At 43.4% G+C, this 15,282-nt stretch carries 8 protein-coding genes; 7 read left to right on the forward strand and 1 reads right to left on the reverse strand.

All coding sequences use genetic code 11. The features are described 5' to 3' along the window. Nucleotides 1-19 precede the first annotated feature (19 nt). From QNH28_RS09250 to QNH28_RS09270, 5 genes are all read left to right on the forward strand, one after another. Complete coding sequence (locus QNH28_RS09250; protein WP_283911096.1) at nt 20-3,928, forward strand: glycosyl hydrolase family 95 catalytic domain-containing protein; 3,909 nt, start codon at nt 20-22, stop codon at nt 3,926-3,928. Nucleotides 3,929-4,237: 309 nt separating this feature from the next. After that, nucleotides 4,238-5,611 carry an extracellular solute-binding protein gene (locus tag QNH28_RS09255; RefSeq protein WP_283911097.1) on the forward strand — a complete coding sequence of 458 codons (1,374 nt, stop codon included), beginning with the start codon at nt 4,238-4,240 and terminating at the stop codon, nt 5,609-5,611. A gap of 83 nt (nt 5,612-5,694) precedes the next feature. Further along, nucleotides 5,695-6,591, forward strand: coding sequence for a carbohydrate ABC transporter permease (locus QNH28_RS09260; protein WP_283911098.1), 897 nt, complete (start codon nt 5,695-5,697; stop codon nt 6,589-6,591). 13 nt (nt 6,592-6,604) lie between these two features. Continuing rightward, nucleotides 6,605-7,471, forward strand: a complete 867-nt coding sequence (locus QNH28_RS09265) for a carbohydrate ABC transporter permease (RefSeq protein ID WP_283911099.1) — start codon at nt 6,605-6,607, stop codon at nt 7,469-7,471. A 19-nt stretch (nt 7,472-7,490) separates the two neighbouring features. Further along, nucleotides 7,491-11,612 (forward strand): beta-N-acetylglucosaminidase domain-containing protein, encoded by a 4,122-nt coding sequence (locus QNH28_RS09270; protein ID WP_283911100.1) that lies wholly within the window; start codon nt 7,491-7,493, stop codon nt 11,610-11,612. Between the two features lie 115 nt (nt 11,613-11,727). Here the strand turns inward: QNH28_RS09270 and QNH28_RS09275 are convergent, their stop codons facing one another. Beyond that, the gene (locus tag QNH28_RS09275; RefSeq protein WP_283911101.1) at nt 11,728-12,081 is read right to left on the reverse strand and encodes a VOC family protein; all 354 of its coding nucleotides are present in this window, start codon (nt 12,079-12,081) and stop codon (nt 11,728-11,730) included. A gap of 215 nt (nt 12,082-12,296) precedes the next feature. Between QNH28_RS09275 and QNH28_RS09280 the strand changes: the two genes are divergently transcribed. Together QNH28_RS09280 and QNH28_RS09285 are read left to right on the forward strand one after the other, a co-directional pair. After that, nucleotides 12,297-14,384: an alpha/beta hydrolase fold domain-containing protein gene (locus tag QNH28_RS09280; RefSeq protein ID WP_283911102.1), complete on the forward strand. Its 2,088-nt coding sequence runs from the start codon at nt 12,297-12,299 to the stop codon at nt 14,382-14,384. A 127-nt stretch (nt 14,385-14,511) separates the two neighbouring features. Next, nucleotides 14,512-15,159 (forward strand): hypothetical protein, encoded by a 648-nt coding sequence (locus QNH28_RS09285; RefSeq protein ID WP_283911103.1) that lies wholly within the window; start codon nt 14,512-14,514, stop codon nt 15,157-15,159. Nucleotides 15,160-15,282: the final 123 nt, after the last annotated feature.

Raw genomic sequence — 15,282 nt, forward strand, 5'->3', positions numbered from 1 at the left:
TTACGAGAGGGGTAAACAAATGCCAATCGGTAAAAGCAGATTAGTCAGAAGGACGGCAATTCTACTATCTGTATGGATCGCTTGCTCACAGTTACTCAGTAGTATACTTCCGGTTCATGGGGTTCTAGATCAAAAAGTGTACGCAGATGAACAGCCACTGGCTGAAACTGCTGCAGCAGATCAGGATTTGTCATTATGGTATCAAGCGCCGGCCACGAACTGGGAGACGCAGGCTCTCCCCATCGGAAACGGTTATATGGGTGGCATGGTATTTGGTGGTGTTGAGCAGGAGCGAATTCAATTTAATGAAAAAACACTGTGGAGCGGTGGGCCTGGAGCAGATCCAAATTACCAATATGGTATTAAAGACGGTGCTCAGCTACATGTTGAGACCATAAGACAGCTTCTAAAAGAAGGGAAAATTAATGAAGCTAAGGCTCTGGTGGGGAAAATTACTGGTGTTATGGGAGCTGGTGATAGCTCTTTTGGGGCGTATCAAGCATTTGGCGACGTGTTCTTAGATTTTAATCGTCAGTCAGCGTATACCGTAACGGCGAGTTCAGATAACCCACAATACGGCGAGCCTATTTCCAATTTAACCGATGGCTCGGTAGATACGAAATGGTATTCAGGTGATGGAGCACCACCTTTCTGGGTGCAATGGGCATATGAAGAGGCAAAGGTAATTACCGGCTATTCATTCACTTCAGGAAATGATGTGCCTGATCGTGATCCGAAGAGCTGGACGTTGAAAGGCTCGAATGACGGGCAGCAGTGGACCCCGCTAGATAACAGATCCAATGAAGAGTTTGCGAGCCGCAAACAGAAGAAATCATATACTTTTTCCAATGCTACTGCTTATAAATTTTATAAATTCGATCTTGTAAGCAAGGGCGGAACGAAAATTCAATTGTCCGAGATGGAGATGACAAGCGCCTCGGGGAACAGCGGTGCTCAGACGTACTCTGATTATCGGCGTGAATTGAATCTTAATGATGCAACGGCAAGAGTGTCCTATACTTCGGGCAATGTAAAATACAAGCGTGAGTATTTTATCAGTTATCCGGATAAGGTCTTGGTCATGAGACTGACAACGGAAGAGAATCAGCCGATGACCTTTGATGTTCGCCTTACTGGTGCTCAGCCCTCTAATACCGTTAAGGGTGAAGGAAATAAACTAACGCTAAGCGGTAAGGTACCCAGTAATAAGATGGCATACGAAGCTCAGCTTCAAGTGCAGCATGAAGGAGGAACTGTAACAGCAAAGGATGGAAAACTTACGGTCAACGGGGCGAATACCGTCACAATCCTGATGACTGCTGCAACAGATTATGCCAATAATTATCCAACGTATAAGAGTGACAAGACGCCAAAAGAGGTTGTAGAAGCTAACTTAAATGCAGCATCCGCCAAATCATTCAATCAGTTGCGCGCAGCTCATTTGGCAGATTACAAGGAACTGTTCGACAGAGTTTCACTTGATCTTGGTGGGTTAGCTACAAATCTCCCTACGAATGAGCTTTTGAATGGTTATAAAACGAATGCTAGTGACGGAGAGAAAAGAAGCTTGGAGGCATTGTTCTTCCAATATGGTCGTTATTTGCTCATTGCATCCTCCCGGGAAGGCTCACTGCCTGCCAATCTACAAGGGGTATGGAATCAAGTAAATAATCCACCATGGAACAGTGACTATCATACGAATATCAATGTGCAGATGAATTACTGGCCCTCCGAAGTTGTTAATTTAGCGGAAACCGATATTCCGTACATTGATTACATTGATTCTCTGCGCGAGCCGGGTAGGGAAACAGCTCAAAGACATCATGGAATCGAAGGCGAAGGCTGGGCGATTCATACCGTCAACAATCCATTTGGTTATACTGCGCCAGGCTCTGACTTCTACTGGGGCTGGTCACCGGCTGCCAATGCCTTCATGGTGCAGCAGGTGTGGGATCACTATGCTTTTAGTGGAGATAAAGATCTTTTAAGAGGCCAAGTGTATGACATTATCAAGGAAACAACACAATTCTGGGTTAAATATCTGGTCGAAGATTCAGACGGAAGTCTAGTGTCATCTCCTTCGTACTCTCCAGAGCAAGGGGATATATCCATCGGCGTGTCTTATGATCAGGAATTAGTCTGGGAGTTGTTCACACAGTTCATCAAGGCTAGTGAAATCTTGGGTGTGGATGAACAGCTGCGTAACGAGGTCATGGAGAAACGAAGCAAGCTATGGATGCCGCAGGTCGGAAGCTGGGGGCAGGTGCAGGAGTGGAAGAATGATATCGATAGTCCAACAGATCAGCACCGTCATATCTCGCATCTGATCGGCTTGTATCCAGGCACGCTTATTAATGAAGTGGATAATCCAGATTTATTTGCAGCAGCAAGAGTCACCTTGAATTCTCGAGGCGATGGTGGAACGGGGTGGAGTAAAGCCAATAAGATCAATTTATGGGCACGTCTGCTTGATGGTAACCGTGCACATAAACTGTTAGGTGAGCAGCTTAGAGGCAGCACGCTCGACAATTTGTTCGATACACATCCACCGTTCCAAATCGACGGTAACTTCGGAGCAACTTCCGGAATCGCAGAAATGCTTGTACAAAGCCATGCTGGAAGTATCGATTTACTAGCTGCTTTACCAGATGCATGGGCTACGGGAAACGTCAAAGGGCTTGTGGCAAGAGGTGGATTTGAAGTGGATATGCGCTGGGAAGGAACGATCTTGAAAGAAGCAGTGCTCACTTCTAAGCAAGGTAATAAGGCTTCTGTTAAATATCCTGGTTTTGTACAGTCTGGTAAAATTAAGGTCGTTCGTGTTGGGAGCGGGGAATCCGTCAACTTTACGGCGAATGGGGATTTGATTGAATTTCCAACGGTGAAGGGTCAGCAATATAAAATTGTATCCAGTGTAAAACCACCTGTGCTGCCAATAAAAGTAGATGATAAAGATCCGTCGATTATATACACCGGAACGTGGAGTCCTTACAGTGACGCAGGCGATTACAAAGGCACAGAAAGCTATAGTAATCAGAAAGGGGCTTCAGCGTCGTTCACGTTTACAGGAACAGAGATTAAATTTATCAGCGCTTTGCAGGCAAACCACGGACATTTCGATGTATATCTCGATGGGGGGCTAGTCGCTGAAGGTGTTGATGGATATGGTCCAGCGACGATGAAACAGCGGGTATTATTCCAACAATCCAATCTCTCCAAAGGGGAACATACGATTAAGATTGTCGTGAAAGGGACGAAGAACAATGCCTCTTCGAATACTATTGCGATGATTGATGCTTTCGAATATGTACCTGTCGAATTGGATGAACCTACTGCGATAACTTTAAGTGGACCTAAGTCGATAAATCAAGGTCAGACCTTTACTGTAGATATGGGCGTTAGCAATGTAACGGATGCGACCTATGCGCAAGATATTCAATTGAAGTACGACGAGAATCTTCTGGAGTACATCTCGGGCGAATCGGTGAACGATAGGGTTCAAGTATTGGAATCTAAAAAAGATCACATCGGAACCATTCGTCTAATCACAGCTAGTACGCGGACTGGTCTAACGGGGGATGCCAAAGTACTTGAACTAAGCTTCAAAGCAAAGTCAGTGACAAAGTCTGAGTTAGCGAGCATAAAGGTAAGCAGTGCTATATTTGGTGACGAGAATGGACTGGAGACTGAAGCCGATCTCTCAAACCTTGAGGTCGAGATTAAGGCAGATGAAACGCCACCAGTAAAATCCGGAGACTTGAATGATGATGGTAAAGTGAGCATCGGTGACTTGGCGATTGCAGCTTCGCACTATGGTAAAGATAAGAACAGTGCAGATTGGCAGATGGCTAAGCGTGCAGATCTTAACAATGACGGAAAAATCGATATTATGGATTTAGCAGCAATTGCTCAAAAAATACTGAATTGAGAGAAGGACACCTGAGTTTTTACTCAGGTGTCCTTCTTTTGTGAAAATATAAGAATGTATAAGTTTCACGCTATACATTATCCTTATATTTCTCGCATTAACGCTTACCGTCCTTATAAGGACGCCGAAGGCATTAATTGCTTGAAAAAAAGGTTCTATAGGACAAAAAGTATCAACTCCACATCAAAAGAGATCATGTGGTTACGTTTTTATAGCCTATATAATGGAAAAGTGTTAATAGAATTACAGTCAGAATTACAAAATCAAGTGTCTACAGAAGTCGAGCAAGTTATTCGAGGGGGATAGCCAATGAAAAGCAAGGGTAAAAAGAAAGCGGCATTAAGTCTAGTTATGATGTCCATTGTATTGTCTCTGGCAGGATGTGGCGGGGGGACAAATGGGGCTGAAGCTCCAGCTCCCGAGAAAACAACAGCTGCGACGCAGACTGAGCCAGCAAAGACAGACGAGCCCAAGCCTGAAGAGCCGAAAGTAGCGGGAGACCTCGAAATCCAATACTTTGTCGGTGGTTATGGAGACGGTTGGTGGAAAGAAGTCATTGGTGAATTCAAGAAGAATTACCCGGATGTCAACATTAAAGAATCCGCAGGTTCACAAATCAACGAGCAAATGAAGCCCCGCTGGATCCAAGGTAATCCACCAGATGTTGTATACATCGATGGAGCAGGCTCGAACGAAACGCAAATGGTGCTCGACGACCAATTGATGGATATTACAGATTGGGTTAAAGATGCGAAAAATGTGGACGGCGAGCCGCTTACGAGCAACTTGATCGCACCTCCACAAGACTACAGTGGCAAAAACTATACGATTCCACTCGTATTCGGATCATGGGGAACCTTCTATGATGAAACCCTTTTTACTGAAAAGGGATGGGATGTTCCAAAAGATTGGGATAGCTTCCTTGCCACTAGTGAAAAAATCAAAGCGGATGGCGTATATCCTTACATCCATACTGGTAAATACCCATACTACATCGTGGGAGGTCTCTTGAATACAGGTTTTGTATCTGAGAATGGAGACAATCCGCAAATCTTAAAGGATCAAGAAGCAGCTAAAGAAGGTTCTTTCAAAAATGATGCTGTAGCGAATACCTTGAAAAAGATCGTTGATATGAGGGACAAAGGGTATTTCGATAACGCATCGTTCGGTATGAGTCATACAGACTCCCAAATGCTCTTCTTGCAGCATAAAGATGCAATGATTCCTAACGGCTTGTGGCTGGAAAATGAAATGAAAAAAGATGTACCAGAGGGCTTCAAATTTGGATTCATTCCTTCCGTTATGCAGAAGCCAGGCGGTAAATTTGTGGCTATTCCTTACACTAGTAACATTGCAATTGCAAAGAAGGCCAAAAATCCGGATGCAGCAAAAGCATTTATTGAATTTATCTTTACGAAACAAGCCGCAGTTCGTTGGGCTGAGCTGACAGGCGCTTTGATGAACGTCAAGGCAGATCTGGAATCTTCAGGCGCAAGTGATGTTGTTAAAACGGCTATGAAATATTTCAACGGTAGTGACACGATTGTTGCTCCAGTATTTAAATTAGCCGCGGATATTGAGCAGGCAGAGAATGATGCAACCATTGCGTTGCTGCAAGGTTCCATTACGCCAGAAGAATGGATGGACCGTATGGAGAAGGCGGCAGCCAAAATCCGGAAGTAAGTTGACTCTTCTTTCTAAACAATCAGAGGACGTAGGTGCCTCTGATTGTTCTTTCAAATTTAAGGGGAGGATGGCTTACGCCCATGAAGAACAATAAATTGTGGAAACGTAATTTGTTTATTGCGAGTTTCTTGCTGCCTACGTTTGCTATCTTTTGTTTATTCACTATTTATCCGCTGTTTCGAGGCTTATACTTAAGCTTCTTCGATTGGTCAGGCGGTTCCGAATCGATGAATTTTATCGGTATTGATAATTATAGACAATTATTCTCGGATGAGATCATACCAAAGGCCATTTCGAACGATTATTTCTTGATTTTTTGGAAGGTCATCTTAATTATGTTGTTTGCAACGTTTTTCGCAGTATCACTGACCCGTTTTAAATTGAAAGAATACGGTTTTTACCGAGTGGTGTTTTTCTTTCCGAATATCATTTCCGTAGCCGTTATCGGTGTATTGTGGAGTTTTATATACAATCCCCGTCTTGGGTTCCTGAATGCATTCATCTCGTTATTTACAGGAAAACCTGTGGAAACTAACTGGTTAGGTGATTCAAACCTCGCGATGTGGTCACTTCTTCCTCCTAGTGTTTGGGCTGGTATCGGATTCTATATGCTGCTTATCATCGCTTCTATTCTAGGTATTCCTTCCTCGCTATATGAAGCAGCCAGTATCGATGGTGCTGGACAATGGCAACAGTTTACTCGAATTACTTTACCGCTGATCTGGGAGCAATTCAAAACCTCGATCATTCACATCGTAATCACAACACTGAACGGTTCCTTTATCATCGTTAAGCTGATGACGGATGGTGGCCCGGACAATCAGACACAAGTTCTCGGTTATTATTTGTATCAGATGGGCTTCAAGCAGTTCCATTTAAGCTACGGGGCCACCATCGGGGTGCTGATCTTACTATTATCTTTAATCACAACTTTAATTTTACAGCGTATTCTTCACCGGGAGTCCATTGAAATGTAAGGAGGAAAATACTTTGAATGATAGTCCCGCCAAAAAACCACTTCTGTTGATATCAAAAATTGCAGTTCGATTTTTCCTCATCTTGTGGAGCTTGGTTGTCTTATATCCGGTTCTTTGGACATTCCTGACTTCCTTAAAGGATAATCAGCAGGTTATGCTCGGGAAACCGTGGGATTTTCCATCTATTTTTCGTTTTGAAAACTATACAAATGTATGGAGCAGAGCAAACTTTGGCGATTACTTCCTTAACTCCATTATTGTAACCGTGGCAAGTACGCTTTTATCGCTTATTATGGCTGCTACAACAGCTTATATATTAGCTCGATTTACCTTTAAATCTAGAGGCCTGTTTTATTTTGTATACGTTGCTTCGATGATGATTCCAACCACACTCGGATTGATACCGTTGTTCTTTCTTCTCGGAGATATGAATTTATCCAACTCCTTAGTAGGGCTCACGCTTGTTTATTCTGTCGGAACGATTGGCATCCTTCCATTCGGGATCTTCTTTCTGGTTGGATTTTTCAAGGCACTTCCCCGTGAGCTTGAAGAAGCCGCAACAATTGATGGATCTTCACTATACGGCGTTTTCTTCAAGATCATGTTGCCATTATCGAAGCCTGGATTAATCACAGTAGGAATTATGAATGCTTTAACGGTGTGGAATGAGTACATCATGGCCACAGTATTGATCAACGATCCAGCGAAATACACCATTCCTGTAGGAATAGCCATTATGCAAGGGGAAATGCAGTACAGAACGGAATGGGGGCCATTGTTTGCGGGTCTTTCCATTTCTATGATTCCCGTCATTGTGATGTATGTGTTGTATCAACGTCAAATTACGGGTGGGTTAACAGCAGGTGCGTTGAAAGGTTAATTATAGGAGGGTTTAGGAAATGCCGAAGAAGATTCTCAGTATCTTCATTACACTTATGATGGTGGCCGGCTTGTTCTCCAGTTTTGCAGCTGCAGCGGATGTAGCTTCTGATCTTCCGCAAAAAGATGCGAAAATAACGGAATCCTATGAAATCTATCCATTACCGCAGCAACAAACCGAAGAAGCAACAACCTTAACCATCACACAAAATGTAAACGTTGTTATTGAAGATACGATTGACCAGCCGACAAGAAAGCTGCTTCAAAAGATACTGGATTCCAAATCACTTCAGGTGACTGAGTCAGGAGCTGTAGTGGCAGGGAAAACAAATATCTTTTTGGGAACTAGAAATTCATCAGGCTATGTAGATAACTACTTCACTCAGAATATTCCTTATAAGGCGGATAACTTCAATGAGCTAGACGCTTATGTTCTTAACGTTAGCACCAAACAACAGAATAAAGGTGTTGTTGCGATATTAGGTAAAAATACAGATGCGGCTTATTATGGCCTGGCATCGCTGAAGATGATCTTTGATCAAATTCCTGATCTCCAGGTTCGTAATCTCACCATCGAAGATTTCTCTGATACTCGCTCACGGGGATTTATCGAAGGATTTTACGGCACGCCTTGGTCACATGAAGATCGAATGAGCTTGATGCGTTTCGGTGGAGAGCTCAAGATGAATTCTTATATTTTTGCACCTAAAGATGACAAGTACCATAACGCGCAATGGAGAACACCCTATCCTGCAGCTGAGCTTGCCAAGATTAAAGAACTGGTGGATGTCGGCCATGAATCCAAGACGCAGTTTGTATGGGCGATTCATCCAGGGTTCAATATGATCAATTGGAACAATTATGATGCAGAACTCCAAACCTTACTTGCAAAGCTTGAACAATTGTACAGTATAGGCGTACGTCAATTTGGACTATTCATGGATGATATTAGCACTTCACAATCGTTAGTGGATAAGGATAAACATGTTAAGCTTATTACGGATGTTGCGAATTGGGTAACGTCCAAAAAAGACGTCAAATCATTAATTTATTGTCCTCCATACTACAATAAAAGCTGGACCGGAACTACTGGCAGACCTTATCTTGAAGCCTTGAGAAATGTGCCAGCAAATGTAGATATTATGTGGACTGGAAACGGTGTTGTTGCCTCTGTTAATGCGGGTGATATGCAGTGGCCGAAAGATGCACATGGAAGAGATACGTATATGTGGTTAAACTGGCCAGTGAATGACTATAAGGATGCAAGACTGCTACTTGGTAAAGCTGAATTGCTCATTCCAGGTACACATAATATTTCAGGTGTAGTGTCTAATCCTATGAAGCATGCGGAATTATCTAAGGTCGGTATATTCGCGGTAGCGGATTACACTTGGAATGTAGATGATTTTGATCAAGAGGAGATCTGGCTCAATTCATTTAAGCATATTGCTCCAGAAGTTGCCTCTGAGCTTAATACGATTGCCTATCATATGAGTGACCCATCGCCTAGCGGTCATGGACTTGTAGTAGGGGAATCGGAAAATATCAAAGCAGAGCTAGCGCAATTCTTAAGTCAATACTCAAGTGGTCAGCCGATAGAAACGACGGGGAATACATTGATTCAAGAATTTGATCTAGTATTGGATGCCATCGCATCGTTCAGAGAAAATAACACGAATGAAAATATGGAAGAGGAAATTGATCCATGGCTAAATAGCTTGCAAAATGTCGTTCTTGCCGATAAATCGGCAGTTCTCTCTGCGATAGCGATCCAGAAAGAGAATGTAGATCAGGCATGGGAGGAACTTGCTAAGGCCACAAGCGCATTAAGCTTATCCAAAACATTCAAAATTGAGAAGCTTAATTCTCCAGATGTGACAGTCGAGGCAGGAGCAAAGCGGCTAGTTCCTTTTGCTGAGCAGCTCATCAATAAACTGGATGCTCAGATTTATACTTTGGTGGACCCTGAATATGTTAAACCTCTAGCTGTAAGCTCTTATGGTTCCCCTTCTGGATTAAACCTGATGGTCGATGGAGATTTAGCAACGAACGTCTATATTCAAACCATTCAACAGAATGGGGACTGGTATGGCGTTGATTTTGGCAAAACCATTAAAGTGGAAGAAATAGCGATCACACAAGGTAGAAATGACACGGATTTCGATATTTTCCAAAGGGGGATTCTCGAGTATTCCATGAACGGTCAAGAATGGACTGCGATCGGAGAAGAGCGTTCCGGGTATAAAATTTCTGCTTCCGAGCTTAATGTGGAGGCAAGGATGGTTCGATATCGATTGACGCATGCAGGAATTCCTGGAGGAAAGCCTGATTTATGGACGGCAGTTCGTGAGTTTTCCGTAAATGCAAGTAAAGATAAAGTGTCGATTTACACCGATGTGCCAGAGTTGAAGGATACTTCTGTTATGGTAGCTGACAATTCTGTGCAATTAACGAACCTGAACGGAATCACATTAAAACCAGCCCAGTATGTAGGAATTAATTTGAAATCTATTGAAGAGATCACGCAAGTTGCGCTAGAAGCTTCTAACGCAGAAGTTCGGTTAGAATCCTCAAAGAACGGTGTGGAATGGGAACAGGTTAATGAGGGGAATGGGGCGTTTGCTAGTGCTGCCTATTTCCGGATCATGAATAAGGGAACTGAGAATATCACTGTAAATCTGACAAGGCTCATGATCAAGCTGAACAAATTCTCTCCACCTATGATTACTCATAATTACGGAAGCATTTATGAAGGTTCAATCAACAACGTGTACAATGCTTCTTTAGAGAACAAGGTTTGGTTCGGTGCGATTCAATCGAAAGGAAAGTATGTTCAGATCGACATGGGCGGTGTGGTGAATGTCCAAAATGTAGCTGTCGTGATTGGAGACGGTGAAGGAGATTTCTTCCGTAAAGGAGATCTGCAGCTGTCGCTAGACGGACAGACATGGGATACGATCCATACGTTTAGTAATCCGAGCGATCGGAGCTTGAATTTCCCAGAGCACGAGGTGCCTTACCGTTATAAGAGAGTTCAAATTGACGGCGGCAAGCCCGCCCGCTATGTAAGATTGATTTCAACTGAAACCTATGATGCATGGCTCGCGCTTAATGAAATTTTAGTTAATGAAGGAATTGAAAGACCTGGAACTGCCAATCCGGCTATTCAGGCTGAACCTGCTGGAGTTATAGGGAATGAAGCGTCTCTGTCCGTTGACCAAAAGCTATCCACCTTCTATATGCCGAGTGCTGGCAATACGGGTTCCTTAAATTACAAGTTGTCGAAGGATACGAAGGTAAAAGAAGTGATTGTTTTGCAAAATCCAGCGAATCTTTCAAATGCAGCAGTGTCTGTGCGGGATGCGAGTGGGTGGCATAAGGTTGGTACTCTGTCTTCATCGTATAATACATTTGATACCTCCAAGTATAGTAATGTGTTTGAAGTGAAGGTCCAGTGGGAGGGTTCGGTTAAACCTAAAATCCACGAAATCATTACCGTTAAAAAAGACGAGAATGGGGAGGTTGATCCATCGGGCAAGATGACTTCTGTTCTGTCTGGGGTAGACACTGTAGCTGGCGGAAGAGATTTTCAACTGGCGTTTGGAGTGAAGAGTGTAACAGATGCTGTCTATGCGATGGATGTAACCATGAACTATGATCCTAAGCTATTGGAATTCAAATCGGCTACTTCCTTGCGTAGTGGAATCCAGGTGCTTGAAACTGCTAATCACACGCCAGGAAAATTGCGACTGCTGGTGGTGAGTGAAGGAGCGGACAATGCTGTGACTGGCAATATGCAGCTGGTATCCTTGGATTTCGGTACTAAAACAGTAGCGGAAGCTACAGAGAGTATTATTCAGATTGAAAAAGTGACCGTAGCAGATGCGGAAGGCAAGGAGAGCGAAACTGTTACGTCAAGCCATAAGCTCAAGATAACTGCAGAGGAGCCGGAGCCTGGTATGACTGGTGACATCAATAAAGATGGCAAAGTGTCCATCGGTGATTTAGCGATTGTCGCTGCTAATTATGGCAAGGATACCAGCAGTCCAGATTGGGCTGAGGCTAAACGTGCCGATATCAATAAAGATGGCGTGATTGATTTGAATGACTTGGCGCTGGTAGCTCGGAAGATAACTGAATGAGCAGTAGCCTTCAACCCATAACACATTAGCAGGTATAATCAAAAAAAGGGAGTGTCACCGCAGCCATTTCATGGCTTATGGGACACTTCCTTTTTTTGTTTGAAGAGCGCTAGGTCTAGCTATGCTCCGCTAACTGTACCTCGAAGCCGTCCGGGTCCAGTATATAAAAGAAACGCAGCTGGGGATTTGGCGTGATCGGTCCGCGTGCGACGGGGATACCGTGGCTTTTCAAATGCTCTATGGCATCGTAGAGCGATGCCACTTCGAAACCAACAGAAACGCCGCATTCCGGCTTCAGAGCCGGTTCGCTAGCCTGAATAAGCTCGATTTTGGGCTGATCCACAGTTCCCAACATAACAATCTGTTTTCCTCTACTCTCAAATCTGCGTTCAATAGGAAGCCCCAGAATCCGGTTATAAAAATCAAGGGAAGCCTCCAGATCGCGCACCCTGAGCGTTATCCAATTCATGCTCAATTTCATGATTGTAATGTCCTCCTCTATCTATTCTAACGATAACACCGTTTCTTCATAATTATACCTTTCTTATTCACTAAAAGTTCGTAATATTGAACCTAATTCACGAAGGAATACATAATTGTTAAACTCCTACTTGAATTCTAGAATGATGTTATTGGAATTATATTACTTTTTAAAATTCAAAATTATTAAGGGAGGTTGTCATAATGAAGCGTAGGCTTATTTACGTTCTTACAATCCTAGTAATCGTTCTAGGTTCCTGGTTGTTACTGAATAACCGAGAGAATAAGAGCGCTTTAGAAAAAGAAGGAAAAGAAGTGACTAACGTGATTACTACTGACAGTAGTACAAGAGCGGCTAAAGTTACTGTCAATAACGGACAAATTCCGGTTCAGTACTTGACTCCCGCTTATAAGGTTACAGTGAAAGGAGATATTTTGTATGCGAGCAAGAAGAATGAGACAGATGCTGTAGAACCGCTGAAACTCGACCTGTACGAGCCGTCTGGCGATAATAACAAGAAGAGACCTGTATTTATTTTCATTCATGGTGGAGGTTATACAGAAGGGAATAAGAACGATGCAGCAGATTTTTCTACGGGATTGGCGAAGCGAGGATATACTGTATTGTCCATCGATTATAGGCTGAAAAAAGATCCGTTTACTAACTTCACCCACACGCTTAATGACGCTTATGAGGATATAAGCGATGTGATTAAATGGATCAACGATAACGCAGAGCTTTACGGAATGGATGCAAGCCGTATTGTGATCGGCGGTGATTCGGCGGGAGGGCATCTAGCCATAAACTTTGTCAATCAATATGTATCAAAGGATCCATCGATCATTAAATCTATATTTTCGATTGTAGATATTTATGGGGGGGATCTGACGACAAGTGCGGACAGCAAGCTGCCGCCGGTCCTCATCATTCATGGAACAATAGACAAACTGGTGCCGTACCAGCAAAGTGTTGAATTGGCTGAACAGCTGAAAGAGAAGGGGGTGTATCATAATCTACTCACGATGGAAGGCGTTGGACATGACTACAAGAATGAAAAATACATCGATGAGATTATGGAGACGACAACACATTTTCTATGGAATGTCATGAACAGTCCAGAGCTTGCAAAGCTGCCGGAGAATTCCGGAATTTCGATTGCTTCCGGAGATGCCTTTGATATTAAGCTGCCTGAGGCTTACCGCAGCCCTTCAAAGGAGTCGGTGAACATTGATTTGCCGGAGGGCTGGCTGCTACGTGAAGAAGAGGAAGAAGACATACTTCGGATACAGGTTCCAGAAGGCTTGGTGCGAGGAAACGATACGCTGTTCGTCTCACGAGGCGAAGATCCTAAAACGGCAATGAGCTTCACTGTCAATGTCAATGTAATCGACCCGCTGACCGTGAAATATGAGACATTCTATGATGAATCTGCCAAGGAAATAAGAACTCACATGGATGTTACTAATCAGTCTACGAACAATTTCAATGGTTCAGTGGAAGCCGATTATGAGACAGGACGTTCCACGCAAGGTACCTATAGTTCCTCTGTGGAGAATCTGGAACCGGGAAAGAGCGTACGGCTAGAGATTCCTGAGCTTGCTAGAGGACAACGGACGCTTAAATCTTATAATGACATAGGTAATCTATTGCAAACGAAGTTAGATTCTTTTAACGCGTTGTTGTTGCCAAAACTCAGTAAGCCCGTTGAAATCAATGGTAACCTATCAGATTGGAGTGATCAGGCTCGCTTTGATGTGAAGGATATCAAAATCAATGGGTGGGGAGGTGAGCAGGATATCAGTGCGAAGGGCTCCTTAGCTTGGGACGCGGATAACCTTTATCTAGGGGTAGAAGTTATAGATGACAAGCATGAACAGTCGGCATCGGGGGATGCCATTTGGAGTGGGGATAGCATCCAGATCGGGATTGGCATTGCCAACTCAGATGGAACAGTACCCTCGGAGTACCATGAACTAGGTGTGGCTCGGGGAAATGCGGGGAATTTACTCAAGTGGCGCTGGTTAACCCCTAAGGGATTCAATATAAATGATGCCATAGAGCTAAAGTATGCGGTGAGTCGTTCAGATTCAACAACCAGCTATGAATTAGCCATACCCTGGCGTGAACTGAGCAGCGACATGACACAAGTGAAGCAAGGTATGAAGCTTAAATTTTCGCTGCTGGTTAATGATAATGACGGCGAGGGGCGTAGAGGCTGGCTGGAATACAACAGTGGCATAGGCTCTTCCAAGGATGTTAATGCCTTTGGGGATCTATATCTGACGGATTGAGAGGATATTTAATAAGCGGCAGAGATGCCGTTTTTTTATTTTCTCCACAACTGGTAGGAATTTGTCTATTATTAAAGTGTTAGTTCAATTCGCTAGATGGTATGATAAGAGCGGGAGGGAATTTAAAATGACCAATGAGATAACCAATGAGAACGAAGAAACATTAAACGAGAACGAGGAAATAACCAATGATCCAGAAATGTCTGAGGAGGATATGAATAAGCTAGTGATGGCTGTTCATCATAACGGTCTCGTAGCTTTGAGAGTGCACTTTCAAGACGTTGAAGGACAAGTGTTGAATATGGAGGCCTACGGCCCGGTTTTTGTTTTTCACGTAAAGTCTGAGTTAGACCATGTCTATTCTTGCGGCTTTTTTCTGCGTGAATTGATTGCAAGATTCCAATCGGGTAAGGATCCTGCAGCATGGATGGCTTCATTCTTTGTTGATCTGATGAAGATTGAGGGAGGCAAAACGCTTCCAACACCGCCTTCAAGTGAAGAGGAAGCTAAAGCGATCATAGACAATGTATTAGTTCCGCAATGTATTAAAGAAATAACTGAAGAATTTGCGCCAGAGGATGTACATGTAGGTCTAGCTTGGAACGAAAAACTAGGTCCAGTCTTCGAGGCTGGTTTTCCAGCGATAAGCGATGGAAATAACGTGTGTGCGTTCCCACTGCATTTATTGTTAACGCACTTGCAATTAAATCGGGATCCTTCCGAGCTGCTTGTTCAAGGTATGTATAACATCCGCAAGGAACATGGGTTGGAGTAAAACAGGCTCTGAGCCTTGGCCATCCATATAACAAAGAAACGGCAGAAATGCCGTTTCTTTGTTATATTTTATGAGTTTTTACAAGTGGTGTGCTGTATCCATAGGAAATAGGGAGGTTTTCTA

Source organism: Paenibacillus sp. G2S3, from assembly GCF_030123105.1.
GTDB lineage: Bacteria > Bacillota > Bacilli > Paenibacillales > Paenibacillaceae > Paenibacillus_AQ.

What these genes read in the sequence shown, in the direction of transcription:
- QNH28_RS09280 (WP_283911102.1), top strand. Translation starts at nt 12,297, where the DNA reads ATGAAGCGTAGGCTTATTTACGTTCTTACAATCCTAGTAATCGTTCTA.
- QNH28_RS09270 (WP_283911100.1), top strand. Translation starts at nt 7,491, where the DNA reads ATGCCGAAGAAGATTCTCAGTATCTTCATTACACTTATGATGGTGGCC.
- QNH28_RS09275 (WP_283911101.1), bottom strand. Translation starts at nt 12,081, where the DNA reads ATGAATTGGATAACGCTCAGGGTGCGCGATCTGGAGGCTTCCCTTGAT.
- QNH28_RS09285 (WP_283911103.1), top strand. Translation starts at nt 14,512, where the DNA reads ATGACCAATGAGATAACCAATGAGAACGAAGAAACATTAAACGAGAAC.
- QNH28_RS09250 (WP_283911096.1), top strand. Translation starts at nt 20, where the DNA reads ATGCCAATCGGTAAAAGCAGATTAGTCAGAAGGACGGCAATTCTACTA.
- QNH28_RS09255 (WP_283911097.1), top strand. Translation starts at nt 4,238, where the DNA reads ATGAAAAGCAAGGGTAAAAAGAAAGCGGCATTAAGTCTAGTTATGATG.
- QNH28_RS09260 (WP_283911098.1), top strand. Translation starts at nt 5,695, where the DNA reads ATGAAGAACAATAAATTGTGGAAACGTAATTTGTTTATTGCGAGTTTC.